We start from the raw sequence: 24,762 nt of genomic DNA on the forward strand, positions 1-24,762 counted from the left end.
GAGCCCGTGGGAGGTCGACCCCACGGTGGCTCGACATGCGCTCCGGGAGAGACCTCGAACGGTAAATGCCTACTACTTGTACCCGGGGTTCTTGGACTCGCCCGAGACAGCGGGGCGCACGTCCGCGAGGTACACCCCGGTGATCGTCGCGGCGATCAGCATGAGGATCAACGAGCCGGTCCCCGGGACACCCACGGCCAGCAGCGTGAGGGTGGAGAACACTGCACTGAACACGGACACCACCGCGGCGCCACCTGTCAGGGCGAGCCAGAACGTCTTGGTCCGCTTCCACGCGCGTTCGAACTGCACCGCCGAACGCCGCAAGCAGTCGAACACCGCGAGCAGCGCGAGGACGGCCACCACCAGGGTGATGGCGTAGTCCAGGTAGTTCGCCAGAACGATGGCCCAAGGAATGGAAGTCACGGGGTCAGTCTATCGATCCGCGAGCGCGTCGAGTCCGGCCCGGAGGTCCTCCCAGAGGTCCTCCACGTTCTCGATCCCCACGGACAGGCGCAGCAGGTTCTCGGGGACGGTCTCCGGTTCGTCGTGGTGGCGACGACGCCGCTCGATCAAGGACTCCACCCCGCCCAGGGACGTGGCGGGGGTCCACACGCGAAGGTCCGTCAGGAGACGTTCGGCCGCAGCGACGTCGCCGTGGGGGACCACCGAGATCACCGAACCGAAACCGCCCTGCAATTGCGCGGTGGCGCGCTCGTGGCCGGGATCGGACGCGAGGCCCGGGTAGCGCACGTGGGCCACGGCGGGGTGGGCCTCGAGCCGGCGGGCCAGTTCCGCGGCGGTGGCCATGGAACGTTCCACGCGCACCGCGAGGGTACGCACGCCGCGCAGCGCGAGCCACGCTTCGAAGGGGCCGGGGATCCCGCCCTCGAGAGATCGCTGGGAATGCAGGCGTTGCCGCAGCTCGGGCGTGGCGCACAGCACCGCACCCATCAACACGTCCGAGTGACCGGCGATGTACTTGGTCGCGGAATGCACCACCAGATCCGCCCCCACGCCCAGGGGACGCTGCAGCAGGGGCGTGGCGAACGTGTTGTCCACGCACGTGAGCACCCCCTTTTCCCGTGCGGCGCGCACGAGTGCGGGCACGTCCGCGATCTCGAGCATGGGGTTGGTGGGGCTCTCGACCCAGAGCATGTCCGCGCCGTCGAGTGCCGCGGAGGTGGCCTCGGTGTCCGTGATGTCCACGGTGCGCACCGTGAAGATGCCGCGCTCCTGCCATGTGTGCGCGAGCGCCACGCTGCCCTGGTAGCTGTGGCGCGGCAGCACGAGCGTGCCGCCCACGGGCACGAGGGTGAGCACCGCGGTGATCGCGGCGAGCCCGGACGCGTAGGACAGCGCGGGGCACGGGGCCTCCTCGAGCTGGGCCAGGACGTCCTCGAACGCCTCCCACGTGGGGTTGGTCAGCCGAGCGTAGGTGCGGTCCGCGGGGTCGAGCTCCCCGGTGCCCCGGTAGGTGGAGGTCAGCACCACGGGCGGGTTCACGGGCGCGTCGTGTTCGTGGTCGGGGCGGCCGCCGGCGACCACCACGGTGTCTTTACGCATTGCTCCAGCCTAATCCCGCGGCGCCGTGCGGCCCGTCCTGTGGACGCCCACGGCACCGCTGTAGCTGTCGGGTGCGATCGCTACAGTGGGGGCGTGAAGCAATCAGCGCGCGGGGCCCTCATCGTGTTCGAAGGCGGTGACGGCGCCGGGAAGTCCACCCAGGCTGCGGCGCTCGTGGCCGCCCTGCGCCGCGACGGTCGTACCGTGACGCCCACGCGCGAGCCCGGGGGCACACCCCTCGCGGAATCTGTGCGCGCGCTCGTGCTCGATCCCTCCCACGCGCCGGTGTCCGCGGTGACCGAGGCACTGTTGTTCGCGTCCGCGCGCGCGGACCACGTGGCGCGCAGGATCCGCCCCGCCCTCGAGCGCGGGGAGGTCGTGATCTGCGACCGGTTCGTGGACTCCTCCGTGGCGTACCAGGGGGCGGGACGCGGGCTGGGCACCGAACGCGTGCTCGAACTGAACCGGTGGGCCGTGCAGGGTCTCGTCCCGGAGCTCACCGTGCTGTTGGACGTGGACCAGACCACCGCCGAGGCCCGACGCCGCGAGCGCGCCCTGGCCACGGACCGCATGGAGTCCGAGGCGCGGGCGTTCCACGACGCCGTCAACGCGGCCTTCCGCGAGCTCGCCGCGCATGCACCCTCCCGCTACCTGGTCCTGGACGCGTCCGCGCCCGCGGCCGAGCTCACGGACGCGATCGTGGACCGGGTCACCGGGATCCTCGCCGAGCGCACAGAGGTTTCCGCGTGAGCGTGTGGGACGAGGTCGTCGGTCAGCCCCGCGTGGTGGAGCAGTTACAACGCGCGGCCCGCGACAACGACCCGACCCACGCGTGGCTGTTCACCGGGCCCCCGGGCTCCGGTCGCTCCACGGCCGCGCGCGCCCTGGCCGCAGCGCTGTTGTGCGAGCACGGCACGGGCTGCGGCACGTGCCACGCGTGTCGCACGGCGTTCGCCGGGACCCACGCGGACGTGACCCATTTCGTCACGGAGAACCCGCAGATCAGCATCGAGGAAGCCCGCGAGCTCGTGGTCAAGGCGCAGGATCGGCCCTCCGTGGGCTCGTGGCGGATCATGATCGTCGAGGACGCCGACCGGATGACCGAGCGCACCTCCAACGTGATGCTCAAGAGCATCGAGGAACCCCCTCCGCACACCATCTGGTTGTTGTGCGCCCCCTCCCCCATGGACGTGCTCGTGACCATCCGTTCCCGCTGCCGCCCCGTGACCCTCAAGGTCCCGTCCCCCGAGGACGTCGCCCGGTTGCTCGTGGCCCGGCACGGGGTCCCGGAGCAGCGCGCCATCGAGTGCGCGCGGTTGTCCCAGTGCCACGTGGGCGTGGCCACGCGACTCGCCCTGTACGACGACGCCCGCACCCGCCGCCAGGAGGTCGTCTCCCTGCCGCTATCCATGCACGGGGTGACCCGGGCGGTCAAGGCCGCGGACCGCTTGCACCGCCTCGCCGTGGACGAGTCCACCGCGGACGCCGAGGCCCGCAACAACGAGGAACGCGCGCAGTTGCTCGCGGCCATGGGTGCCCCCGAAACCGGCCGTGTGCCACCCGCCATCCGGGGTGCCCTCAACCGGCTCGAAGCCGATCAGAAGCGACGCTCCCGGCGCATCCAGACCGACACCCTGGACCGCTTCCTGATCGACCTCACCACGTTCTACCGGGACGTGCTGAGCGTTCAGCTCGACACCGGGACGGTCCTGATCAACCAGCACCTGGGTGAGCAGATCCACGGGTACGCGACCAACACCACCGCCGAGCACACCTTGCACAAGATCGACGTGATCAGCGAGACCCGGCGCCGCATCCGCACCAACGTCAGCGCACAACTCGCGTTCGAGGCCATGATGGTGGCCATCGTCTGAGCCGAGAGGACCCCGTGAACCGTTCCCTCCCCCGCCGCCTGGCCGTCCTGCTGTGCACCGCCGCGCTGGCCTTGACCGCGTGCGCCGATCCCTCCCGGGAGTCCGGCGCCCGGGGCAGCGCGGACCCGGACGTCACCTCCGGCGTGGACTCCGCGCTGACGTCCTACTACACCCAGACGCCGCAGTGGCGGGAGTGCACCAAGACCTCCGAACGGCAACAGTTCCCGAGCGGTCTGGAGTGCGCGAGCATCACGGTCCCCGTGGACTACGCGAACCCCTCCGCCGGTGACACCACCGTGGAGATCGCCCGGTTGAAGGCCACCGGCTCCTCCCCCGCGGGTGCCCTGTTCCTCAACCCCGGCGGGCCGGGCGGATCCGGCGTGGACATGATGGGCTCCGCAGACTACTTCACGGCCAAGGAGGTGCGCAGGAAGTACGACCTCGTGGGGTTCGACCCCCGCGGTGTGGACCGTTCGGACGGGATCCGCTGTCTCACGGATCCGGAGATGGACCAGTGGCGTTCCGAACCGGCCTTCGACCCGCGCCGGCAGTCCCTGGACGAGGTGCGGCAGAGCTCCCGGGAGATCGGTGAGAAGTGCCACGAGCACTCCTCGGCCGTGGTCTCCCACATGGACACCCAGAGCGTGGCCCGGGACCTGGACGTCCTGCGCGCCGTCCTGGACCAGCCCGCGACCCACTACCTGGGGTTCTCCTACGGCACCGAGATCGGCGCCACGTACGCGCACCTGTTCCCCCAGCGTGCCGGGCGCATGGTGTTGGACGGCGCCGTGGACCCCACCCTGGACGATCGCGCCACCACGCTCGCGCAGGCCAAGGGCTTCGAGGACAACCTGCGCCACTTCGTGGCCGACTGCCAGGAGACGAACAACGACTGCGCCGTGGCCGGCGCGGACGTGGACGCGGGGATGGCCACCATCCAGCGCATGTTGCGCTCGGTGGCCCAGGACCGCCCCACGGTCTCGGACGGACGCTCCGTGACGCCGACCAATGCGATCGAGGGGATCCTGGTCCCCCTCTACTCGACCGCCTCGTACCCGCAGCTGAACTCCGCCCTGCAGCAGGCCCTGGACGGCAACCTGGACGCGCTCATGGCGTTCTCCGACTCCAACCACGGGCGTGAACCCTCCGGGAAGTACACGTCCAACGTGTCCATGGCGTTCACGGCGGTCTCCTGCCTGGACACGGTGTCCAACGACGTCACGGACGAACAGATGGCCCGGGCGGCCCGTGAGATGACCCAGCAGGCCCCCACGTTCGGTCCCTACCTGGGTTATGGTGCGGCCGCGTGCCAGGGCTGGCCGGACAAGCCCGTCAAGCCCTTGGACACGTATCGGGCGGATCTGGAGACTCCCACCCTGGTGATCGGCACGACCCACGATCCCGCCACCCCGTATCCGTGGGCCCATTCCCTGCAGCAGCAGATGGGCGACGCCCGTCTGCTCACCCACGAGGGATACGGGCACACCGCCTACACCTCCGGCAACCCCTGCGTGACCCGCGCCGTGGACGACTACCTCCTGGACGGCACCCTGCCGGACGAGGGTGCCACGTGCGGTGACTGAGGCCCGCCGCCGGGTGCCATCCACGCGGCCACCGGCCCCTGTACCCGGGTGATCCGTGATTGGTGGTGTTCCGGCCCGATCTGATACTGTTTCCGGGTGCATCTGGGCCGCAATGGTCCCGGTCACGCCGCCTTAGCTCAGTCGGTAGAGCGATTCACTCGTAATGAATAGGTCGCCGGTTCGATTCCGGCAGGCGGCTCCATGGACCATCCCCGTTCTCCCCGGCAGGACCTGCTGCGCGGAGGGCGGGGATCGTCATTTCCGCGCCTGCTCCCTGTTTAGTGCGGCTGGCCCCTGCCACCCGCCCTCCGTCGGCCGGCATCTGTGGTTTCAGGCCTGTGGGTCCTTACGCCGGTGACATATTGGCAACGATTTCGCGCAACACTTCCTAAACACAACGCTGTTCCATAACATATGTGTCAGGACGTTGTGGCTCTGGCTGCCCAATGATCCAGAACAGGGGACACCATGGCGCCCCGGGGGTTCCTTCAATCGGCCGAGATCCACGACCGACGGGCAAGGGGAACCCCCGGAGCCCCTCCCGAGCCTGAGACGCCACCGTCCACACCCACATTTGTTGCCTGCGGGCATCGGGTGCGCTGAGGGTGCAATACCTCTGAGACACCGCTCATCCGATGTGAACGTCAACCACCCAGGGGAACGTCAACCATCCCGAGAGACGTAACGGATCCGATCACACACCCGTTACCCGGTGGGACCCTCAATCCTCCGGCGAGTGCTCCGCATGCTCACCGAGCAGCCGCTCCGCCGCAGTTACGTACTCCGTCACGACCGTTGAGCGGCGTTGGATGGCGCTCACACCCTGCGATGGTGCCGAGAGCTGCTCGGGGGACCCAGCGGCGTCGCCCCCGGAACCTGGCTCACCCACGAGACCCGACGTCCCCTCCCCCGCCATACCCGACGCGAACGAATGGGCATGGGAACCCGCGGCGAACCGCGCCATGGTGAGCGCCTCCGCGGCCTGGGCCATGGAATTGCCGGCCCGGGAGAGCTGCCGGTGCACGTCCGAGAGGTAACCGTCCGTGGAGTGCGGGATGTCCTGCGAGCGCGATGGGGCGCGCACGTGCGCCTCCATGCACACGGCGCGCACCCTGGGCAACAGGTCCGCGAGGTCGTTGGCCACCGGCACGGCGGCGGCGCGCAGTTCGGGGTCGCGCACGGATTCCAGGATCTGGTGGTAGCGGTCCAGGCCGCGCTTGAAGCGGTCGTGGGCCCGGCGCCAGACGCCCTCGCCCAGTTCACGTTCGTCGCGGCGCGTGGCCCTGTAGTCGCTGAAGAAACCCACCGATACCCCTTTCCGATCCGCCACCCGCGGGCAGCAGTCAATGGTACCGCTTCAGCAGCACCGGCCCTCGGGGTGCGCCTCCTGCCAGTCCTGGTAGTCCCGCCAGAATTCGCGTTCCGTCATGAGCGGCGTCCCGCACCCCGAGGCCCGGTGGTACTGCACGTAGTGCTCGTACTTGTCCGCACCGAGCACCCCGTTGCCGAAGCGCAACGCGCCGCGCCACCACGAGCCGACGCGGGCGAGCACCGGGATCTGCGCCGCGCCCGACATCAGTGGTGTCCTCCGCCGGTGGGGGTGCGCTGCTCGATCGGCAGCGCGTCCCATTGCTTGGCCAGGGCCTTCTCGGACGGTGTGGCTCCCAGGCCCGACGGCGCGTAGAAGCGGGACTCCACGTAGGGGTCCTCGTGCGTGCGGCGCTCGTGCCCGCGCAACGCCTTGACGGCCTCCACGACGGCCATGATCACCACGATGATCGTGAGCACCACGAAGAGGATGGACAGGGTGCCCTGCACGAACGTGTTGCGCACGACCGCTTCCATGGCCTCCACGTTCTTGGCGGTCCCGAAGCTCGTCTGTCCCTGGGCCAGTGCGTCCTTGAACGCGAAGTGGTTGGCCCAGTAGCCCACCTTGGGGTCCGGGGAGAAGATCTTCTGCCAGGACCCCGTGACGGTAACCAGGACGTCGAATGCGAGCGGCAGCAGGATGATCCACAGGTACTTGAAGCGGTGCAGGTTGGCCGCTATGGCCAGACACACCGCGAGCGCGATGGCCGCGAGCAGCTGGTTGGCGATGCCGAACAGCGGGAAGAACGTGTTGATACCGCCCAGCGGGTCCGTGACGCCCAGGATCAGGATGGATCCCCAGCCGGCGACCATGATGGCCGTGGTGAGCCACGCACCCGCGCGCCAATCGGCGTCGCGGAACTTGGGGATGAAGTTGCCCAGGGTGTCGGTGAGCATGAAGCGGGCCACGCGCGTGCCGGCGTCCACCGCGGTGAGGATGAACAGGGCCTCGAACATGATCGCGAAGTGGTACCAGAAGCTCATCATGGAGGCCCCGCCGAGCCACTGGTGCATGATGTGCGACAGCCCGAGCGCGAGGGTGGGTGCGCCACCCGTGCGGGAGATGATGGTCTCTTCGCCCACGGCGTCCGCGGTGCCCTGCAGCAGTTCCGGGGTCACGTGCACGCCGGAGAGACCCAGCGAGTTCACGAACGCCGCGGCGCCCTCCACGGTGCCCATGGTGGCCGCCGGGGAGGAGTTCATCGCGAAGTAGATGCCGCGGTCGATCGACACCGCCGCCACGAGCGCCATGATGGCCACGAAGGACTCCATGAGCATGCCGCCGTATCCGATGAACCGGGTCTGGCGTTCCTTCTCGATCATCTTGGGCGTGGTCCCGGATGCGATCAGGGCGTGGAACCCGGAGAGCGCACCGCACGCGATGGTCACAAACAGGAACGGGAACAGAGAACCGGAGAACACGGGCCCGTCCGAACGGCCCGCGAACTCGCTGACCGCGGGGACTGTGATCTCCGGGCGCACCACCACGATGGCGGCCGCGAGCAGCACGATGGTGCCCACCTTCATGAACGTGGAGAGGTAGTCGCGCGGGGACAGCAGCAACCACACGGGTAGCACGGCCGCGATGAAACCGTAGACGATCACGCACCACGCGAGGGTCACGCGGTCCAGGGTGAACAATTGGGCGCCGAGGTCCGTGCCCGCGACCCAGCCACCGGCAACGATCGCGGCCATGAGCAGGACGAACCCGATGATCGAGACCTCCATGACCTTGCCCGGGCGCAAGTACCGCAGGTAGACACCCATGAACAGCGCGATGGGGATCGTCATCCCCACGGAGAACACACCCCACGGCGACTCGCCCAGGGCATTGACCACCACGAGCGCGAGGATGGCCACGATAATGATCATGATCGCCAAGGTCGCGATGATGGCGGCGTACCCGCCCACCACGCCGAGCTCCTCACGGGCCATCTGACCCAGGGAACGGCCACCGCGGCGCATGGAGAAGAAGAGCACCAGGTAGTCCTGGACCGCACCGGCCAGGATCACGCCCACGATGATCCAGATGGTCCCGGGGAGGTAGCCCATCTGGGCGGCCAACACCGGTCCCACGAGCGGGCCCGCGCCGGCGATGGCCGCGAAGTGGTGGCCGTAGAGCACCCGCCGGTCGGTGGGCATGAAGTCCTTACCGTTGGCGTTGTACTCCGCCGGCGTAGCGCGACGGTCGTCCGGGCGGGTCAGCTTCCGTTCGATGAACTTGGAGTAGAAGCGGTACGCGATGAAGTAGCTGCACACCGCCGCGAAGACAAACCAGATGGCGTTGATGGACTCACCACGCGCGAACGCGATCATGGCCCATGCGATCGCGCCCAGCAGGGCGATGCCCACCCAGATCACGATCCGCAGCGGGGTCCAGCGAGTCTGCTCGTGTTCCAGGACCTCGGGGTCCACGTGATTGGGGGGAAGGTCGGTGCGACCCTCGCCCGCGGGCCGGGGTGCGCCCGCCGATTGCTGATGTGTGGTGCTCATGGGGAAGGCTCCGGATCTCGTGCCAACACGCTGGCAGAAGCGTGAGATTGTTGGCACGAGTGTATGCGAGCGGGACCACATTGTCCCGGCATTGGCACCCTGTCTCGGGCACCCCGATCACACGGTCAGCAGCACCTTGCCCACGTGCGATCCGCTGTCGAAATACTCGTGCGCTTCACGCACCTGGTCGAGCGGGAACGTGCGCGCGACCAGGGGGCGCACCTGTCCGGACGCCACGAGCGGCCACACGTATTCGCCCACCGCCGCCATGATCCGCGCCTTCTCGTCCGCCGGGCGTGCCCGCAGGGTCGTACCGATCACCGCGGCCCGCTTGTTGAGCAACCGTCCCACGTTGAGTTCGCCCTTGATCCCGCCCTGCGTCCCGATGATCACGATGCGCCCGTTCGTCGCCGCGGCCCGGAGGTTGGGCTCGAGGTACTTGGCGCCGACGACGTCCAGGATCACGTCCGCGCCGTGGCCGTCCGTGAGTTCGTGGACCCGCTCCACGAAGTCCTCGTCCTTGTAGTTGATGGGCGTGGCGCCGAGCTCGCTCACGACGCGCATCTTCTCGTCACTGCCCACGGTCGCCAGCACCGTGAGCCCCAGGGCGCGGGCCACCTGGATCGCGTGCGTCCCGATCCCGCCCGCTCCGCCGTGGACGAGCAGGGTTTCCCCCTCCCGGGCCGCGGCGGCCATGAACACGTTGGAGTACACGGTCGCTGCCACCTCGGGCAGCCCCGCCGCGGCGACCGGGTCCACACCGTCGGGCAGCGGGAGGACCTGCCGCCACGGCGCGACCACGCGTTCGGCGTAGCCGCCCGAGTCCACCAGGGCGACGACGCTGTCGCCCACCGCGAGCCCCGCCGCCTCCGGGACGTCCGCCCCGAGTTCCACGACCGTGCCCGACACCTCCAGGCCGAAGATGTCCGTGGCGTCCGGCGGGACGGGGTAGTTGCCGTTGCGCTGCATGACGTCCGCGCGATTGAGCCCCGCGGCGGTCACGGCGATCAGGACCCCCTCTGGGATCAGCTGTGGCTCGGCGGTCTCCGCGGCCTCGAGGACCTCCGGCCCCCCCGATCGGACATCGCGTACTGCTCGCATGGCACTTCCTTCTCTGACGACGGCGTTGTACCCCATTCTCCCGCAGCGGCATCACCCGCGCCAGGGGCGCACCACCGCACCCCTCCCTCCCTGCACCGCGCCGAGGGCATTGGCCCCCCGGGCTCGGCGCATGGAATAATGGCGATTCGTTCGCCCGCGCCGCCGTGGGAGCGCGCGACACTGGAAGGTTGTCCGAGCGGCCTAAGGAGCTGGTCTTGAAAACCAGTGTGCGGTAACCCCGTACCAAGGGTTCAAATCCCTTACCTTCCGCCCAGTTCAAAGGCCCCGGATTCCTGTTCCGTCAGGAATCCGGGGCCTTCGTATGTCCGGCCCTACTGGCACGGATCAGTCGCCCCACCAGCCCTCGGGTTCATGGGGCGCGCGGCGGAGCACACGGCGGCCCACCGAGGTCGCCCCACGTCAAAAAAAGTTTGTCGTTTGCATGGATCCTGGCCGCCTCCGAAATAGACAGTAGTCTGTGATTTGCCTCACAGCTGGGCCCCGCACCCATCCGCCCAAAAGGCCATCGTCAAGAAGAGGTCCGCTCTCCTCGCCCTTCCCACTCTCACCCTGGGGGCTCTGGCGCTCACACCCGCGGCCGCGGGTGCCGTGAACCCGATGAACCCCGTGCTGCCCCTGGCCACGGACGTGCCCATCGCGTGCGGCCAGTTCGTGTCCTCGCACATGGCGATGCCCGGAGGCCCCGCCGACACCGGGGCAGACGGGACCGGCCGTGGTGCTGGGCCACGTGAACGCCACGGGCGGTGGGCCAGGCGTCTTCGCGGACCTGCCCGTCCTGACGCCGGGGGACGAGATCCGCGTGCACCGTGCAGATGGCACGCAAGCCCAGTTCCGGGTCACGCACGCGGAACGCTACGCCAAGGACGCCTTCCCCACGATGCGCGTCTACGGGAACACGGCGGACCCGCAACTGCGGCTCATCACGTGCGACCGCTACGACCCCGCCACCGGCACCTTCGACGAGAATCTCGTGGCCTACGCGACCCTCGTCACCAGGGGAAGCACCCAGCGGTTCCCGAAGTGCAGTCCGGGCGCGGAGCTCAGAGCCCCACGACCTCCCGCAGCTGTTCACTGATCCGCTCGAGCCGCGCCGCGGCCTCCTCGCGGGGAACGGCACCGCCCTCGGGAACCGGGAGGACGACCTCGAGGTAACACTTGAGCTTGGGCTCGGTCCCGGAGGGCCGCACGATCACGCGGTCATCGGCCTCGGTGCGGATGAGGATCCCCTCGGTGGGCAGCATTTCGGGCCCGCCCTTGGACAGATCCGTGTACTCGACCACGGACGAGCCCGCGATCTCCCGCGGCGGGTTCTCCCGCAACCGGTCCAGCCCGCGGGTGATGAGCGAGAGATCCGCCACCCGGAACGTCAACGGCGCGGTCGCGTAGAGCCCGTGGAGCGTGGCGAGCCGGTCCAGTTCCTGCTGCACCGTGGCGCCCCGGTCCTTGAGAGCGGCCACGTAGGAGGCCACCCGCACGGCCGTGGAGATCCCGTCCTTGTCACGCACGGCGCTGGGATCGGTGCAATAGCCGATGGCTTCCTCGTACCCGAAACGCAGCCCGGGGGTGCGGGCGATCCACTTGAACCCCGTGAGGGTCTGACGGAACGAGAGCCCGTGGTGCTCGGCGATCCGCCCGAGCAACCGCCCGGAGACGATCGAGCACGCGAGGGTGTCCCCCGCGCGATCGGGATCCGCTGCGGCGTTCTCCCCCAGCAACGCGCCGAGCTCGTCGCCGCTCAGTCGCCGCCAGTCACGTGCGGGATCGCCCGTGCCCGCGCCCGTGGGGATGGCGACGGCGCAGCGGTCCGCGTCCGGGTCCAGGGCGATCGCGACGTCCGCGTCCTGGTCCGCTGCGAGTGCCACGAGCAGGTCCATGGCCCCGGGTTCCTCCGGATTGGGAAAGGCCACGGTCGGGAAGTCGGGATCCGGCTCGGCCTGTTCGGCCACCACGGAGACCCGCTCGAAACCGGCGCCACGCAGTACGGCGAGCGCGGTGTCCAGGCCCACGCCGTGCATGGGGGTCAGCGCGATGGAGATCTCGGAACGGGCCTCGGGGTCGCGCAGGCACCCGGCGCGTTCGATGTAGCCGGCGACCAGATCGGCGTCGGCGGCTGAAACACGCGAGGAGTCCCGGGGAACGCGATCCGCGGGAGGGGCGGCGGCCATGTGCTCAGCGATCAGGGCGTCGTCCGGGGGCACGATCTGCACGCCGCGCTCGTCGTCGGAGCCCACCGCGCGACCGCCCAGGTAGACCTTGTACCCGTTGTCCGCGGGCGGGTTGTGGGACGCGGTGACCATGACGCCGGCGTCCGCGCCCAGTTGTCGCACGGCGTAGGCCACGAGCGGGGTGGGCAGCCGGGACGGCAACCGCACGGCCCGGCATCCGGCGGCGGAGAAGACCGCAGCGGCGTCGGCGGCGAAGTCCTCGGAACCGTGGCGCGCATCGCACCCGACCACGACCAGGGGCGCGGGCCCCGAGCGCTCCGTGAGGAAGGAGGCGAGCCCGGCGCTCGCGCGGATCACGACCGCGCGGTTCATCCGCGATTCCCCCGCGCCCACGGCCGCGCGCAGCCCGGCGGTGCCGAACACGAGCGGTCCGGAGAAGCGCGAGTCGAGCTCGGCGAGCGCGGGCTCGTCACCGGAGGCGGCGGCGTTCGACAGCTCGGTGAGTTCGTCGCGGGTCGCGGGATCGGGGTCGTGCTCGACCCACTGCCGCACCCGCTCGAGCAGCTGGTCGCTCATCAGGAATCGAGCCCCTCGAGCACCGCGCGGGTCCCGGACAGCCCGAGGCGCGTGGCGCCGGCGTCGATCATGGCCAGCGCGGCCTCGGTCGTGCGGATCCCGCCGGAGGCCTTCACGCCCAGGCGCCCGCCCACGGTCTCGGCCATGAGGCGCACCGCCTCGACCGACGCCCCGCCCGCGGGGTGGAAGCCCGTGGACGTCTTGACGAAGTCCGCGCCGGCGGCCTCGGCCTCGCGGCACGCGGCCACGATCTGATCGTCGGTCAGGGTCGCGGACTCGATGATCACCTTGAGCACCGCGGGCGCGGGGCACGCCGCGCGTACGGCCTCGATGTCGTCGCGCACGCCGTCCCAGTCCCCCGCGACGGCGAGGCCCAGGTTGATGACCATGTCCACCTCGTCCGCGCCGTTCGCCACGGACACGGCTGCCTCCGCGGCCTTGACCTGGGCGGGGTGCGCGCCGGACGGGAAGCCGCACACGGTCGCGAGCTTGACCCCCTCGGGCAGGTCCACGTCCAGCCGGGACGGGGAGACACAGATGGAGTACGTCCCGAGTTCACCCGCCTCCCGGGCGAGCTCGGCGACCTGATCGGCGGTGGACTCGGGCTTGAGCAGGGTGTGGTCGACCATGGCGGCCAGTTCTTCACGGGTGATCATGCGGTTCTCCTCGCGGGGGTGGTGCGGCGCGGTGACAATGCACCACGGTGGGGCGACGACGCCCGGTCCCCGAGCGCCGTCGCTGCGGTCGGACGGTGGGTCAGGCGATGCGGTCCAGCACGACGTCGTCGCGCGCCCCGGTGCCCTCGGCGGCATCGGGGTCGATCGTGGCGCCGCCGTGGAGGGACTCGAGCGCGCGCTCGAAGCGGTCGGGGGTGTCGGTGTGCAGGGTGAACAGCTTCTGGCCCTTACTCACACGCTCGCCGGGCACCGCGTGGATCTCCACGCCGGCGCCGGCCTGGACGGGGTCGCCCTGCCGGGCGCGGCCAGCACCCAGTCGCCAGGACGCCACGCCCACGGACATCGCGTCCATCTCGATGAGCACGCCCGAGGTCTCGGCCAGCACGTCCTGCGTGTGCTCCGCCTGCGGCAGCTGGGCGTCCGGGTCCCCGCCCTGGGCGGCGACCATGCGCTTCCACGTGTCCATCGCGCGGCCGTCGCGCAGGGCCTCCTCGACGTCCGCGTCGTGCACGCCGGCCGCCGCGAGCATCTCGCGGGCCAACGCCACGGTCAGGCGCACGACGTCGCTCGGGCCACCCCCGGCCAGCACCTCGACCGATTCGCGCACCTCCAGGGCGTTGCCCACGGTGCGCCCCAGCGGGCGGGACATGTCGGTGAGCAGGGCCACGGTGTCCACGCCGTGGTCCTTGCCGAGCTCGACCATGGTGCGCGCGAGTTCGCGGGCGTCCTCCTCCGCCTTCATGAACGCGCCCGGGCCGGTCTTGACGTCCAGGACCAGGGCTCCGGTGCCCTCGGCGATCTTCTTGGACATGATCGAGGAGGCGATCAGCGGGATGCACTCCACCGTGGAGGTGGTGTCACGCAGCGCGTAGAGCTTCTTGTCCGCGGGGGCCAGGCCGGTTCCGGCGGCGCAGATCACCGCGCCCACGGTGTCCAGGATGTCCATCATCTCGGCGTTGCTCAGATCCGCACGCCACCCGGGGATGGCCTCCATCTTGTCCAGGGTCCCACCGGTGTGCCCGAGCCCCCGCCCGGACAGCTGCGGGACGGCCACCCCGAAGCTCGCGACGAGCGGGGCGAGCGGCAGCGTGATCTTGTCCCCCACGCCACCCGTAGAGTGCTTGTCCGCCGTGGGGCGGGACAGCTCCCCGAAATTCATGCGCTCGCCCGAATCGATCATGGCCTGGGTCCAGTGCGAGATCTCCGCTCGGTCCATCCCGTTGAGGAAGATCGCCATGGCCAGCGCGGACATCTGCTCGTCCGCGACCACGCCGCGCGTGTAGGCGTCGATCACCCAGTCGATGGCCTCGGGAGACAGCGTCTCGCGGTCCCGTTTCATGCGGATGACGTCGACGGCGTCGAACGCTTCAACCACCGTGATCACTCCCTCGTGTAGCTGCGGCACGGTGTCGTGTCGGCGCCGGGCGTCCCAGGACACGACCTGTCCTGCAATCCTAGGCGGCGTATCGGAAAATTTGTCAATTATAGTTTTGACAAATGTTCGCGCCGCGGCGGATCCCGTCGCGGCGCCGGAAGTCGAAAGCTGGGGTCACCGTGGACCGTTTCCAGGGCCTGGTGGGGATCGTCCTCATCCTGGGCATCATCATTCTCCTATCCCGCCACCGCACCGCGATCAAGTGGCGCACTCTGGCGGTGGGACTGCTGTTGCAGGTGGGCGTGGCGCTGCTGATCCTCAAGTGGGGTCCGGGCTACGAGGCCCTGAAATGGTTCTCCGGCCTGGTCCAGGGACTGATCGGGTTCACGAACGAGGGCACGCAGTTCGTCTTCGGCGGGCTGCTCAGTGACAACAACGGGTTCGTGTTCGCGCTCAGTGTGCTGCCCGTGATCATCTTCCTGGGTGCCGTGATCGGTGCGTTGTACTACCTGCGGGTCATCCAGGTCTTCGTGCACGTGTTGGGCACGACGCTGAACAAGGTCATGGGCACGTCCAAGATCGAGTCCGTGTTCGCGTCCACCGTGATCTTCCTGGGCCAGAGCGAGGCACCGCTCATGATCAAGCCGTACCTGAGCAAGCTCACCCGCTCCGAACTGTTCGCGTGTATGACCGGTGGGTTCGCCGCCGTGGCCGGATCGACCCTCGTGGGGTACTCCCTGCTGGGCGCACCGCTGCCCTATTTGCTCGCCGCGTCTGTGATGAACGCCCCCGGTTCCCTGCTCGTGGCCAAGGCCCTCATGCCCGAGACCGAGACCTCCGTGGCCTCCGTGAACACGCTGAAGGTCCGGGACACCGAGTCCAAGAACCTGATCGACGCGATCGGCAACGGCGCCATCAGCGGCGGCCGGATCGCCGTGATCGTGGGCTGCCTGCTGATCGCGTTCATCGCGCTGATCGCCTTGGTCTCCGCCGTGCTCGGCTGGGTCGGCTCACTCTTCGGTTTCGAGGGCTGGTCCCTCGAGGGGCTGTTCGGGATCATCTTCGCGCCGCTCGCGTGGGCCCTGGGCGTGCCGTGGCAGGACGCCGCACAGGTGGGCAACTTCATCGGCCAGAAGACCATCCTCAACGAGTTCGTGGGCTACACCGCGTTCGGCCCGGAGATCCCCAACCTGGATCCCCAGTCCGTGCTGATCACCACGTTCGCGCTCGCGGGCTTCGCCAACCTGTCCTCGATCGCGATCCAGATCGGTTCCATCGGCGGGCTGGCCCCGGACCGGCGCGCGGACGTGGCCCAGCTGGGCTTGTTCGCCCTGCTCGGTGGGTTCCTCACGAACATGCTCAACGCCGCGCTCGTCGGCGTGATCATGGGGCTGTGACGTGGCTGCACGGCCGGTGACCGGAGCGCCGTCGTGGACCTGACCGCGCGGGACGTCCAGTCCCTGGAGGCGGCCCGGCTCTACCACGAACGCGGCCTGTCCCAGGCGGAGGTGGCCCGGACACTGGCCATGTCCCGCCCCACGGTGTCCAAACTGCTGCAGCACGCGCGCGAGCGCGGTTTCGTGAGCATCGAGATCCGGGACCCCCGCACGGTGTCCACGGACGTGGGGCGCGAGCTGTGCTCCGCGTTCGGGCTCGCCCAGGCCACCGTGGTGGCCGATGCGGAGACCGAGCACGAGTTGCTGCACAACCTGGGTGCCGCCGGGGCGCGCATGCTCGAGGAGAATGTGGCCGACGGCGATCTCGTGGGCATCACGTGGGGTCGCACCATGCGCGCCGTGGCCCAGGCGCTGACCCCCCAACCGCATAGCGGCGTGCACATGGTCCAGCTCAAAGGCGGCAGCAGCCTGGCCTCACCGGCGGCGGGGCACTTCGAGACCGTGCGGATGTTCTGCACCGCGTTCAACGCCTACCCCCACACGCTGCCCCTCCCGGCGCTCTTCGACAGCCCCGAGGTCAAACGCCTCGTGGCGCAGGACCGGCACATCGAGTACGTCCTGGACCTGGGCCGCAGCGCCCGGGTGGCGGTGTTCACCGTGGGCTCCGCCGGACGGGACGCACCCCTGCTCGCACGCGACTACCTGACCACCGAGGAGCGGGAAGGGGTCGCGCAGCGCGCGGTGGGTGACCTGTGTTCGCACTTTATTGACGACGCCGGCAACCCCGCCGTGCCCGAGCTCGACGCCCGCACCGTGGCCATCCCCCTGGACTCCCTGCGGCACAAGGAGATCCGGATCTGCGTGGCCGGCGGAACAGCGAAGACCCCGGTCCTGCGCGCGGCACTGCGGGCCGGGTACGTGTCCCACCTCGTCACCGACGAACGCACCGCCCGCACCCTCCTGGGCTGAGCCGACGGCGCGGTTGTGGTGGGACCCGCATGGTTCGGCGCGATCCCGGCCGGGTCGACGTGATCCCGGCGGCGCCGGCCCGAGCCCACCCGTCCCGGTCCCATGGCGCGCGGTTGCTCCGCGCACGGTCACTCCCCGTATGACGCCGCCCGGACCGGATCACTGCCGGGCGCGCGGCTCCCCCAGGATCTCCCGGGCGATGGCGTCCGCGTCCGCGATGGTCCGGGCACCCAGGTGGGCCGGTGCACCGGCCTCGGCCGCGATCGACACACCCCACTGCACCGAGGACAGTTGTAGACCGATCACGTGGATGCCCGGTTCCACCGCGTCTTTGTCCCCCACGGCGCGGTAGACGAACGAGCCGGCCGCGGCGTCGTCGTCGTGGGCACCCCGCGGACGCTCGCGCGAGACGTCCAGACCCGTGCTCGTCTCGGGGCTCGCGCCGTCGCGCGTCTCCATGAGTTTCGCGCGCACCAGGCCGCGCTCGTGCATGTGCGTGAGCAGCGGGGAGATGTTGCGGTGGACGTCGTTGCTCGGGGACATGGCCTCGATCATCCACCGTGAGCGCACGGGTGCCGCCTCGACCCACGGGGACGCGGCCACGAAGTAACCCTCGGAGCGGTCCACGACGAAGCGCGGTTCGGGGCCCAGGAACCGCACGATCCCCGCGCGGGTCAGCGCGGCGAGCTGCTGGATCCGCAGCACGGGCGGTCCGGAGGCCAGCCCCTCCACGAAGGGTTCGAACTCGCGCTGCAGCTCGTGGACCCAGGACGAGTCCGAGATGCCGATCTCCGCAAGGACGCACTTGAGCACGCTGCGCGCGGCATTGAGGGACGCGATCGCCATCTTGACGGGATCGTCCTCACCCTGCAGGGACCCGTGGACGTCCCGGTCCAGGTAGTGCACCACGGCGGCCGCGTACTCGTCGTGGCTCGCGAAGCTCACGTCCTCGAAGGGCCGAGCGAGCCGGGCCTGCTGCAGTTGCCGCCCGGGGACCACCGAGTCCGAGATCAGCGCATCGCTCTTGCGCGCCCAGTTCACGTCCGTGCGATCCGTGAGGATTTCATCCAGCCGGTCCAGGAACGCCCGGGGGTCCCCCAGGAACGCGTCCGGTGCCGTGCGCGCGAGCACCACGTAGTAGTTCCACACGGCGTCCTTGCGGATCAGGGGTCCGAGTTGCCGGTCGAAGGACAGCTCGCCGGGGCTCGAGGCCGCAACGTGGCGCACCGCGTCCACGGTGAAGAAGCGGGTCTGCAACGACGCCGCGTAGTACCCCCGGAGCCGCGGCTTCGCCCGGTACGGCGTTCCGCGACGCGAGCCCGCCACGATCTTCGGTTCCCGTCCGGAGGGGTGGTACACCAACCGTTCGGGGTTGTCCAGATCGGTCGTAAAGCGACCTCCCCGCCCCTCGGTGAGCTGGGCGAGCGCGTCGCAGAAGTTCAGGCCCATGCCCCGCACGAGCACCGTCTCGCCGTGCGGTAGATCGGGCCACGCGGCGTCCGCGGGCACGGTGGGCGGCCAGTACGTCAGCCCGTGTTCGGCGGCGCCGTCCACGAGTTCCTTCTGGGACGGACGCAGGTGCGCGTCCAGGTGGCCCAGCGCGAGCACGACAGCGTCCGCGGGCAGCACCACACCGCCCGCGAGTTCCACGGAGTAGCGATGACGCCCGTCCGTCCTGACCCACGCGTCCACGGCCTCGGCGCGGTGCACCGCGAGCTCCACGGTGCGCGGCAGGTTCTCCCGCAGGGTCGCGAAGACCCACGCGAGGTAGCGCCCGTACGTGGCGCGCGGCGGGTACCCCTGCGGGGTCAGCCGCGCGAGTTGGTCGCGTTGCTCGTCCGTGAGCGGGCTCACCGGGGTGATCTCCCCGGCGACGACGCCGCGGCGCCACCGTTCGAAGCTCACCCCCCGCAGGGGCTCCAGCGCGGGGACTGCCAATGCGCCGTCGGCGGCGATCACGGTGGGGAAAAGAGAAGGGGTGTTCATGAGGAACAGCTCCGACTGGTCGGTGCGCCACACGTGCCCCGGTCCGGGAGGAAAAGGATCCACCAGGTCCACGTGGACGCGGATCCCGTAGGCCGCGGAGTGCGCCGCGAGCCGTTCCACCACGGACAGGCCTCTGGGGCCCGCTCCCACCACCACCACGCGTTGCTGAATCACCACGTCCTTCAGGATAACGAAGGGTGACCCCCCCTTCGGGCCGGGCATGAATCCGACGTGGACGTCCGGCCGGTGTCGCGCTCGAGTGCTCGACGGACCGACCAGCACACCACCCGCGGGCGTGCCGCGGGCCTGGCGGACCGCTCCCGATGCGCATGTGCACGCGTTCGTCTGTGACCGTTACCCTTACAGGGGCCCGGCCCCGGAAGGCCCGCCCGACCCCGTCCGCTCCAACGCTGGGAACCTCTCCATGTCCTCTGCCGCTCCGGCCGAACCACGCACGTTCGCCCCCCAGGGCACCACCGGGACCATTGCGGTGCTGCTCGTGGCCGCGTTCGTGGTGATCCTCAACGAGACCGTCCTGAACGTGGCGCTGCCCCACATCATGGGAGACCTGCACGTGGACGCCGCCACGGTGCAGTGGGTGACCACGTCCTTCATGCTCACGATGGCCGTGGTGATCCCCACCACCGGGTTCCTGCTACAACGCTTCAGTACCCGCGCGGTCTTCGCCCTGGCCATGGGCAGTTTCGCGGCCGGGACCCTGCTGGCCGCGCTGTCCCCGAGTTTCGGGGTGCTGATCGCCGCGCGCGTGATTCAGGCCTTCGGCTCGGCGATCATGCTCCCGCTGCTGATGACCACCATCCTCATGCTCGTCCCCCAGCAGCGCCGCGGGGTGGTGATGGGCAACGTGTCCATCGTGATCTCGGTGGCCCCCGCCCTGGGTCCCACGCTGTCCGGGTTGATCCTGGCGCACTTTCCGTGGCGCACGGTGTTCTGGTTCGTGTTGCCCATCGTCCTGCTAGCCCTGGTGATCGGCCTGCTGCGGTTGCGGGACGTGAGCGAACGCGGGAGCCTCACACTGGACCTGCTGTCCGTGGTGCTGTCCGTGCTGGGCTTCGGTTCCCTGGTCCAGGGCCTGTCCGTGGTGGGGGCCGCCGGTTCCCACGCCGGCGCCGAGTCCGGCTGGCTTTCCACGACCGCCGGCGGTGCCACCGTGCTCGCGCTGGGCGTGGTCCTCGTGGCCCTGTTCGTGTGGCGGCAGATCCGGTTGCAGCGCAAGGACCAACCGTTCCTGGACCTGCGCACGTTCCGGCACCGGGACTTCACGGTCTCCGTGGCGGTGCTCGCGCTCGGCATGATGGCGTTGTTCGGCGGGGTGATCGTGTTGCCCCTCTACCTGCAGACGGGCCGCGGGCTGGACACCCTGCAGACCGGCCTGATCCTGCTGCCCGGTGGGCTCATCATGGGTCTGCTGGGACCGCTCGTGGGTCGGTTGTTCGACGCGTTCGGCCCCCGCCCCCTGGCTGTTCCCGGCGCCGCACTGCTGACCCTCGTGATGTTCGGCTTCTCCCGGTTGCAGTCCGACACCCCCGTGTGGTGGATCGTGACCCTGCAGATCTCCATGTCCGTGGGGCTCGCGCTGATCTTCACGCCCGCGTTCACCTCCGGGCTGAACCCGCTGCCGCCGCAGTTGTACTCGCACGGTTCCGCGACGCTGTCCACGTTGCAACAGGTGGCCGGCGGCGCGGGCACGGCGTTGCTCGTGGGCGTCCTGCAGGCCGGCACCGTGATTCATCGGCAGGCCGACGGCGCCACCGTGACCGATTCCATCCCCGGCGTCCACGCGGCATTCGTCACCGCCACGGTGATCGCGGCGATCGTCCTCGTGCTCACGTGCTTCATGCGCCGCTCCACCCCCACGGAATTGACCCGCGTGGGGGACGACGCCGCTCGGTAATGTCCGCGCGCGGATGCCGCAGCGCTGTCGTACCCCGCCCACGAACCGCCCGAGAACATCCGAGGCCCGAAAAGGCACGCTGCCAATCGGTGGCGTGCCCTTTCGGGCCAGGAATGCAGCGGGTGGATCACCGCGGGGCGGTCACTTGATGCGGGTGACCTTGACACCCCCGCGCGGGGTCCAGGTGTACTGCGTGCGCTCGCCCGTCCTGATGTTCTGGAACCGCTGGTAGGCGCCGGTGGACGTGCGGACCTCCGGGGAGATCGGGTACCCCGCCTTGGTCTCGTACCCCTTGCGGACCCAGACCCGGCCGATGCCCGAGCTCTCGACGATCGGTTGCGCACCCGTGCGAGCGCTCCACAGGATCTTGGTGGTCTTGCCCGAACGCGGGTCCACGAAGCTCTGGTAGTAGCCTCCCGTGGCGGTGCGCTGCTCGTTGTTGAACGGGATGCCCACCGCGCGGGCACCGCCCAGGCCCTCGTGGCGCGAGCCGATGCCCGTCCACGTGCGGACCTCGCGCACCCCGGTGCGGGAGGACCAGTAGAGCTTGGTGGTGCGCCCGTTCTTCACGAAGTGCTGCACGACGCCGCCCACGCCCGTGTCCCGCTCCCCGGTGGTCGGATTGCCGTAGACGCCCGCCCCACCGTGGGACTTGTAGTACGTGGCGATCGCCCCGCGCGTGGTGGGCGCCACCGCGCGGGCGGCGCGCACCGCGTCCACCTTGCGGTAACCGTTCACGTTCACGCCGGTGTCCCGCAGGGTCGCGCGGATGGCCTCCACGCCGATGTTCGGGTTGCGCTCCTTCATCAGGGCGATCACCCCGGACACGTGCGGCGCCGCCATGGACGTCCCGCTCAGGTCCCCGTACGAGGGCGCGCCCAGGCTGAACGCCCCCGTGTTGACCGTGGACCAGATCGGCGCGTTGGTGTCCCCGCCCGGGGCTGCGACGTCCACCATGGGCCCCCAGTTGGAGTAGCCGGTGATCCGGTTCTGGGACGACGTCGCGGCGACCACGATCGCGCCGCCACAGTTGGCGGGGGCGGCGAGATTGGCGCTCTTGCCCGCGTTCCCGGCCGCGACCACGAGCGGGACCCCGATCTTGTGCATGCGGTTGACCGCGTTCTGCATGACGGGTGCGCACGTGGGAGCGTCCCACGCCTCGGAGAGGTTCACGACCTTGGCGGGGGTCGTGTTGCGCGGGACCCCGGGGATGGCGATGCCCGCGGACCACATCACACCGTCCGCGATGTCCGAGACGTACCCGCGGCCGTCCGCTCCCAGGACGCGGGCGTGCTGGATCCGGGCGTCCGGGGCCACCCCGGCGATACCCGTGCGGTTGTTGGTGTGGGCCGCGGCGATCCCGGCCACGTGCGAACCGTGCCACCAGTTGGGCCGCCCGGGGCTCCAGTCGCCCTCGTCCTGCGGGTTGCCGTCCCGGCCGTTGCCGTCCCGCGAGTGGTACAGGTCCGAGAGGAAGTCGTACCCGCGCACCGTGCGCTGAGTGAGGTCCGGGTGGTTAATCTGGCCCGTATCCGCGATCCCGATCACCACGCCGTTACCCGTGCCGTGCGACCACGCGGAGGGCACACCGATGTTGCGGGGACCCCACTGGTAGTTCCAGTAGCGGTCGTTCGGGGCGGACGCCGTGTGCGCCGCGAGCCCGTTGACCACGATCAGGTCCGGTTCCGCCGATTCCACGGCGGGGTCCTTCTCGAGGGTCTCGACCACCGCTTGCTGCTCCGCCTTGTCGAGCATCGTGTCGGATTCCACCACCTGCTCGGCGTTGCCCGTGGTCTTGACGATCTCCGGATCCTCGATCTCGGTGGCCGTCCCCACCTCGGTCAGGACCTCTTCCTTCTGCGCCTCGGGGACGTGGTCCTTGAACTTCACGACGATCCGGTCGGTTTCCGCCAGGACCTTGCCCTGGGCGCCCGTTCCCCTTCCGAGGGATTCGACGCCGCCCACGGTCGGGGGTTTCGTCTGGGCCTGTTGTTCCGGGGTGGGCCCCTCCGGGGGTGCGGCCGCCGCGGGTGCGGCCGTGGCCAGCAACAGCGCGGAGACGGACAACGTGAGAAGTGTTCGTGCGGAGCGTCGTGGCATGATTTCCCCCTCGGGAATCAGCTCGCGGAGGCGGGATCAGCACCGGATCGAGGTGGCTGACGCCCGTGGGCGGGAGCACTGGACTGCGAATGCCACGAACTTTACCAATGTAAATATTGCGGGGGTACCCCCGATACGAACGAGGGCCCCACATGACATGCGGGGCCCTCGACATTCCGCGGAGACGGGGGGATTTGAACCCCCGGTCCGGTTTAACCCGGACCCTTCATTAGCAGTGAAGTCCATTCGGCCGCTCTGGCACGTCTCCGTGTCGTTCGTGATGCTCTGTTCCATGAGAACGAGCTCATCCCAAAACAACGGACGTCAGCTTATCGGCACGGTGCGCGAGCGGTCAAAGCGGCGGGCGCGTCGTTCCCACCGGGATGCAGCGGCAGCACACCCCGGCGTGGTAGTCATAGTGCGGGGCGTTGTGCTCCGTCCGCTTCCGCCCGAAAGGTCTTCGTCCCGTGCGATCACTCGTCGTCACCGCGTGGTTCCCCGACGCGGAAACCCCCAGCCGCACCCCCTTCATCGTGGAGCACTCCTGGGCGCTACAGGAAGCGGGCCACGACGTCGCGGTGGTGCACGTGAACATCGGTCGACGCACGCGCACCACGGAGCAAGAGGTCTACCAGCGCATCCCTGTCACCCGCGTGTGGCTCGACGTGACGGATCCGCGCTCCTACGCGCACGTGACCCGCGTTCTCTCCGCCGGGCTGCGCGGCGCGGACGTGCTGCACACGATGGCGTTCTCCGCGGTCCTGCTGAGCGCACCGGCCTGGGCCGTGCGACGGCCGCCCTGGGTACACACCGAGCACTGGAACGGAGTGGTCAATCCCGCGAGTGTGAATCCGCTGTGGCAGCGGTTGGCGTGGCTGCGACATGCCTTGCGACTGCCTCACGCGGTCACGGGCGTGACCGCCGAGCTGTGCACCGAAATGGCGCGCTTCTCCCGCCCCGGGGCGACCCACGTGGTGCCGTGCGTCGTGGAGAACCCTCACCCGGCCGCCGAGTTCCCGGCGAGCCCGCCCCTGCGACTGGTGGGCGTGGGGGCACTCATCGAACGCAAACGCCCTGTCCTGGCGTTGGAGACCGTCGCGGAACTGGTGCGCCGCGGAGTGGACGTGCACTACACCCTGGTGGGCAAGGGCCCCCTCATGGAGTCCCTCCCGCAGACCGCCCGTGAGCTGGGCATCGAGGACCGGGTCGAGCTGACCGGGGCGGTCCCCCCGGCGGAGATCGCCCAGCGGCTCTCCGACGCGCACATCTTCTTCCTCCCGAGCGCCCAGGAGAACTTCTTCACTGCGGTTGCCGAGGCGATCGCGGCCGGACGGCCCGCCGCGGTCCCCCTGAGCGGTGGGTTCGACGACTACTGCACCCCCGAGAACTCGGTGCTCACCCACAGCTGGGACGTCTCCGTACTCGCGGACGCGATCGAGACCGCGCGGGACCGCTTCCGTGAGGCCGATCCGGCCGCCATCGCCGCCACCGTGCGCTCCCGGTTCTCCCGTGCGGAGATCGGTGCGCAGTTCTCCCGGCTCTACCGTGCCGTGACGCGGGATGCGTCCGGTCGACACGCGAGTCGATAAACTCCACGAT

18 protein-coding genes, 3 tRNA genes and 1 pseudogene are annotated in these 24,762 nt (G+C 69.7%); 10 read left to right on the forward strand and 12 right to left on the reverse strand.

The genetic code is table 11. The features are described from left to right. Nucleotides 1–72: 72 nt before the first annotated feature. Both IE157_RS11485 and IE157_RS11490 read right to left on the reverse strand, forming a co-directional pair. Nucleotides 73–423: a DUF2516 family protein gene (locus IE157_RS11485; RefSeq protein ID WP_193520039.1), complete on the reverse strand. Its 351-nt coding sequence runs from the start codon at nt 421–423 to the stop codon at nt 73–75. Between the two features lie 9 nt (nt 424–432). After that, nucleotides 433–1,563 (reverse strand): trans-sulfuration enzyme family protein, encoded by a 1,131-nt coding sequence (locus IE157_RS11490; RefSeq protein ID WP_064846282.1) that lies wholly within the window; start codon nt 1,561–1,563, stop codon nt 433–435. Nucleotides 1,564–1,656: 93 nt separating this feature from the next. On the opposite strand from IE157_RS11490, the gene tmk reads away from it, so the two are divergent. From tmk to IE157_RS11510, 4 genes are all read left to right on the forward strand, one after another. Continuing rightward, entirely contained in the window at nt 1,657–2,313 is a 657-nt protein-coding gene (tmk, locus tag IE157_RS11495) for a dTMP kinase (protein ID WP_064846283.1), read from the forward strand. Then, nucleotides 2,310–3,437 (forward strand): DNA polymerase III subunit delta', encoded by a 1,128-nt coding sequence (locus IE157_RS11500; RefSeq protein WP_193520040.1) that lies wholly within the window; start codon nt 2,310–2,312, stop codon nt 3,435–3,437. The genes tmk and IE157_RS11500 overlap by 4 nt, the downstream gene beginning before the upstream one ends. Nucleotides 3,438–3,451: 14 nt before the next feature. After that, nucleotides 3,452–5,020 carry an alpha/beta hydrolase gene (locus tag IE157_RS11505; protein WP_064846285.1) on the forward strand — a complete coding sequence of 523 codons (1,569 nt, stop codon included), beginning with the start codon at nt 3,452–3,454 and terminating at the stop codon, nt 5,018–5,020. Nucleotides 5,021–5,146: 126 nt separating this feature from the next. After that, a tRNA-Thr gene (locus IE157_RS11510) sits at nt 5,147–5,222 on the forward strand. Between the two features lie 519 nt (nt 5,223–5,741). Here IE157_RS11510 and IE157_RS11515 read toward each other — a convergent pair. The 4 genes from IE157_RS11515 to IE157_RS11530 form a co-directional block, all read right to left on the reverse strand. After that, complete coding sequence (locus IE157_RS11515) at nt 5,742–6,326, reverse strand: hypothetical protein (RefSeq protein ID WP_064846286.1); 585 nt, start codon at nt 6,324–6,326, stop codon at nt 5,742–5,744. A 51-nt stretch (nt 6,327–6,377) separates the two neighbouring features. Beyond that, nucleotides 6,378–6,596: a YbdD/YjiX family protein gene (locus IE157_RS11520; RefSeq protein ID WP_064846287.1), complete on the reverse strand. Its 219-nt coding sequence runs from the start codon at nt 6,594–6,596 to the stop codon at nt 6,378–6,380. After that, nucleotides 6,596–8,881 carry a carbon starvation CstA family protein gene (locus tag IE157_RS11525; protein WP_064846288.1) on the reverse strand — a complete coding sequence of 762 codons (2,286 nt, stop codon included), beginning with the start codon at nt 8,879–8,881 and terminating at the stop codon, nt 6,596–6,598. The genes IE157_RS11520 and IE157_RS11525 overlap by 1 nt, the downstream gene beginning before the upstream one ends. A gap of 117 nt (nt 8,882–8,998) precedes the next feature. After that, nucleotides 8,999–9,982: an NAD(P)H-quinone oxidoreductase gene (locus tag IE157_RS11530; protein WP_064846289.1), complete on the reverse strand. Its 984-nt coding sequence runs from the start codon at nt 9,980–9,982 to the stop codon at nt 8,999–9,001. 182 nt (nt 9,983–10,164) lie between these two features. Here IE157_RS11530 and IE157_RS11535 point away from each other — a divergent pair. Both IE157_RS11535 and IE157_RS11540 read left to right on the forward strand, forming a co-directional pair. Then, a tRNA-Ser gene (locus IE157_RS11535) sits at nt 10,165–10,252 on the forward strand. A 445-nt stretch (nt 10,253–10,697) separates the two neighbouring features. Further along, a pseudogene (locus IE157_RS11540) lies at nt 10,698–11,078 on the forward strand (sortase domain-containing protein); the annotation flags it as partial. Here IE157_RS11540 and IE157_RS11545 read toward each other — a convergent pair. From IE157_RS11545 to IE157_RS11555, 3 genes are all read right to left on the reverse strand, one after another. Continuing rightward, nucleotides 11,044–12,744 carry a phospho-sugar mutase gene (locus tag IE157_RS11545; RefSeq protein WP_193520042.1) on the reverse strand — a complete coding sequence of 567 codons (1,701 nt, stop codon included), beginning with the start codon at nt 12,742–12,744 and terminating at the stop codon, nt 11,044–11,046. The pseudogene IE157_RS11540 and the gene IE157_RS11545 overlap by 35 nt on opposite strands. Continuing rightward, nucleotides 12,744–13,400, reverse strand: coding sequence for a deoxyribose-phosphate aldolase (deoC, locus tag IE157_RS11550; protein ID WP_193520043.1), 657 nt, complete (start codon nt 13,398–13,400; stop codon nt 12,744–12,746). The genes IE157_RS11545 and deoC overlap by 1 nt, the downstream gene beginning before the upstream one ends. A 100-nt stretch (nt 13,401–13,500) precedes the next feature. Continuing rightward, the gene (locus tag IE157_RS11555) at nt 13,501–14,796 is read right to left on the reverse strand and encodes a thymidine phosphorylase (protein ID WP_064846320.1); all 1,296 of its coding nucleotides are present in this window, start codon (nt 14,794–14,796) and stop codon (nt 13,501–13,503) included. Nucleotides 14,797–14,975: 179 nt separating this feature from the next. Between IE157_RS11555 and IE157_RS11560 the strand changes: the two genes are divergently transcribed. Next, the gene (locus tag IE157_RS11560; RefSeq protein ID WP_193520044.1) at nt 14,976–16,193 is read left to right on the forward strand and encodes a NupC/NupG family nucleoside CNT transporter; all 1,218 of its coding nucleotides are present in this window, start codon (nt 14,976–14,978) and stop codon (nt 16,191–16,193) included. A 33-nt stretch (nt 16,194–16,226) separates the two neighbouring features. Then, complete coding sequence (locus IE157_RS11565) at nt 16,227–17,162, forward strand: sugar-binding transcriptional regulator (RefSeq protein ID WP_193520045.1); 936 nt, start codon at nt 16,227–16,229, stop codon at nt 17,160–17,162. 159 nt (nt 17,163–17,321) lie between these two features. Here IE157_RS11565 and IE157_RS11570 read toward each other — a convergent pair whose 3' ends face one another. Beyond that, a complete protein-coding gene (locus tag IE157_RS11570) occupies nt 17,322–19,325 on the reverse strand; it encodes an FAD/NAD(P)-binding protein (RefSeq protein WP_193520046.1) in 2,004 nt (667 codons plus the stop codon). A 247-nt stretch (nt 19,326–19,572) separates the two neighbouring features. On the opposite strand from IE157_RS11570, the gene IE157_RS11575 reads away from it, so the two are divergent. Beyond that, nucleotides 19,573–21,063 carry an MDR family MFS transporter gene (locus IE157_RS11575; RefSeq protein WP_193520047.1) on the forward strand — a complete coding sequence of 497 codons (1,491 nt, stop codon included), beginning with the start codon at nt 19,573–19,575 and terminating at the stop codon, nt 21,061–21,063. Between the two features lie 141 nt (nt 21,064–21,204). Here IE157_RS11575 and IE157_RS11580 read toward each other — a convergent pair whose 3' ends face one another. Together IE157_RS11580 and IE157_RS11585 are read right to left on the reverse strand one after the other, a co-directional pair. Continuing rightward, nucleotides 21,205–23,163: a S8 family serine peptidase gene (locus IE157_RS11580; protein WP_193520048.1), complete on the reverse strand. Its 1,959-nt coding sequence runs from the start codon at nt 23,161–23,163 to the stop codon at nt 21,205–21,207. A gap of 179 nt (nt 23,164–23,342) precedes the next feature. Then, nucleotides 23,343–23,431 (reverse strand) — tRNA-Ser (locus IE157_RS11585). A gap of 199 nt (nt 23,432–23,630) precedes the next feature. On the opposite strand from IE157_RS11585, the gene IE157_RS11590 reads away from it, so the two are divergent. Continuing rightward, nucleotides 23,631–24,752, forward strand: coding sequence for a glycosyltransferase (locus tag IE157_RS11590; protein WP_193520049.1), 1,122 nt, complete (start codon nt 23,631–23,633; stop codon nt 24,750–24,752). Nucleotides 24,753–24,762 lie beyond the last annotated feature (10 nt).

This window comes from Kocuria marina (assembly GCA_014652975.1).
GTDB classification, from domain to species: domain Bacteria; phylum Actinomycetota; class Actinomycetes; order Actinomycetales; family Micrococcaceae; genus Kocuria; species Kocuria marina.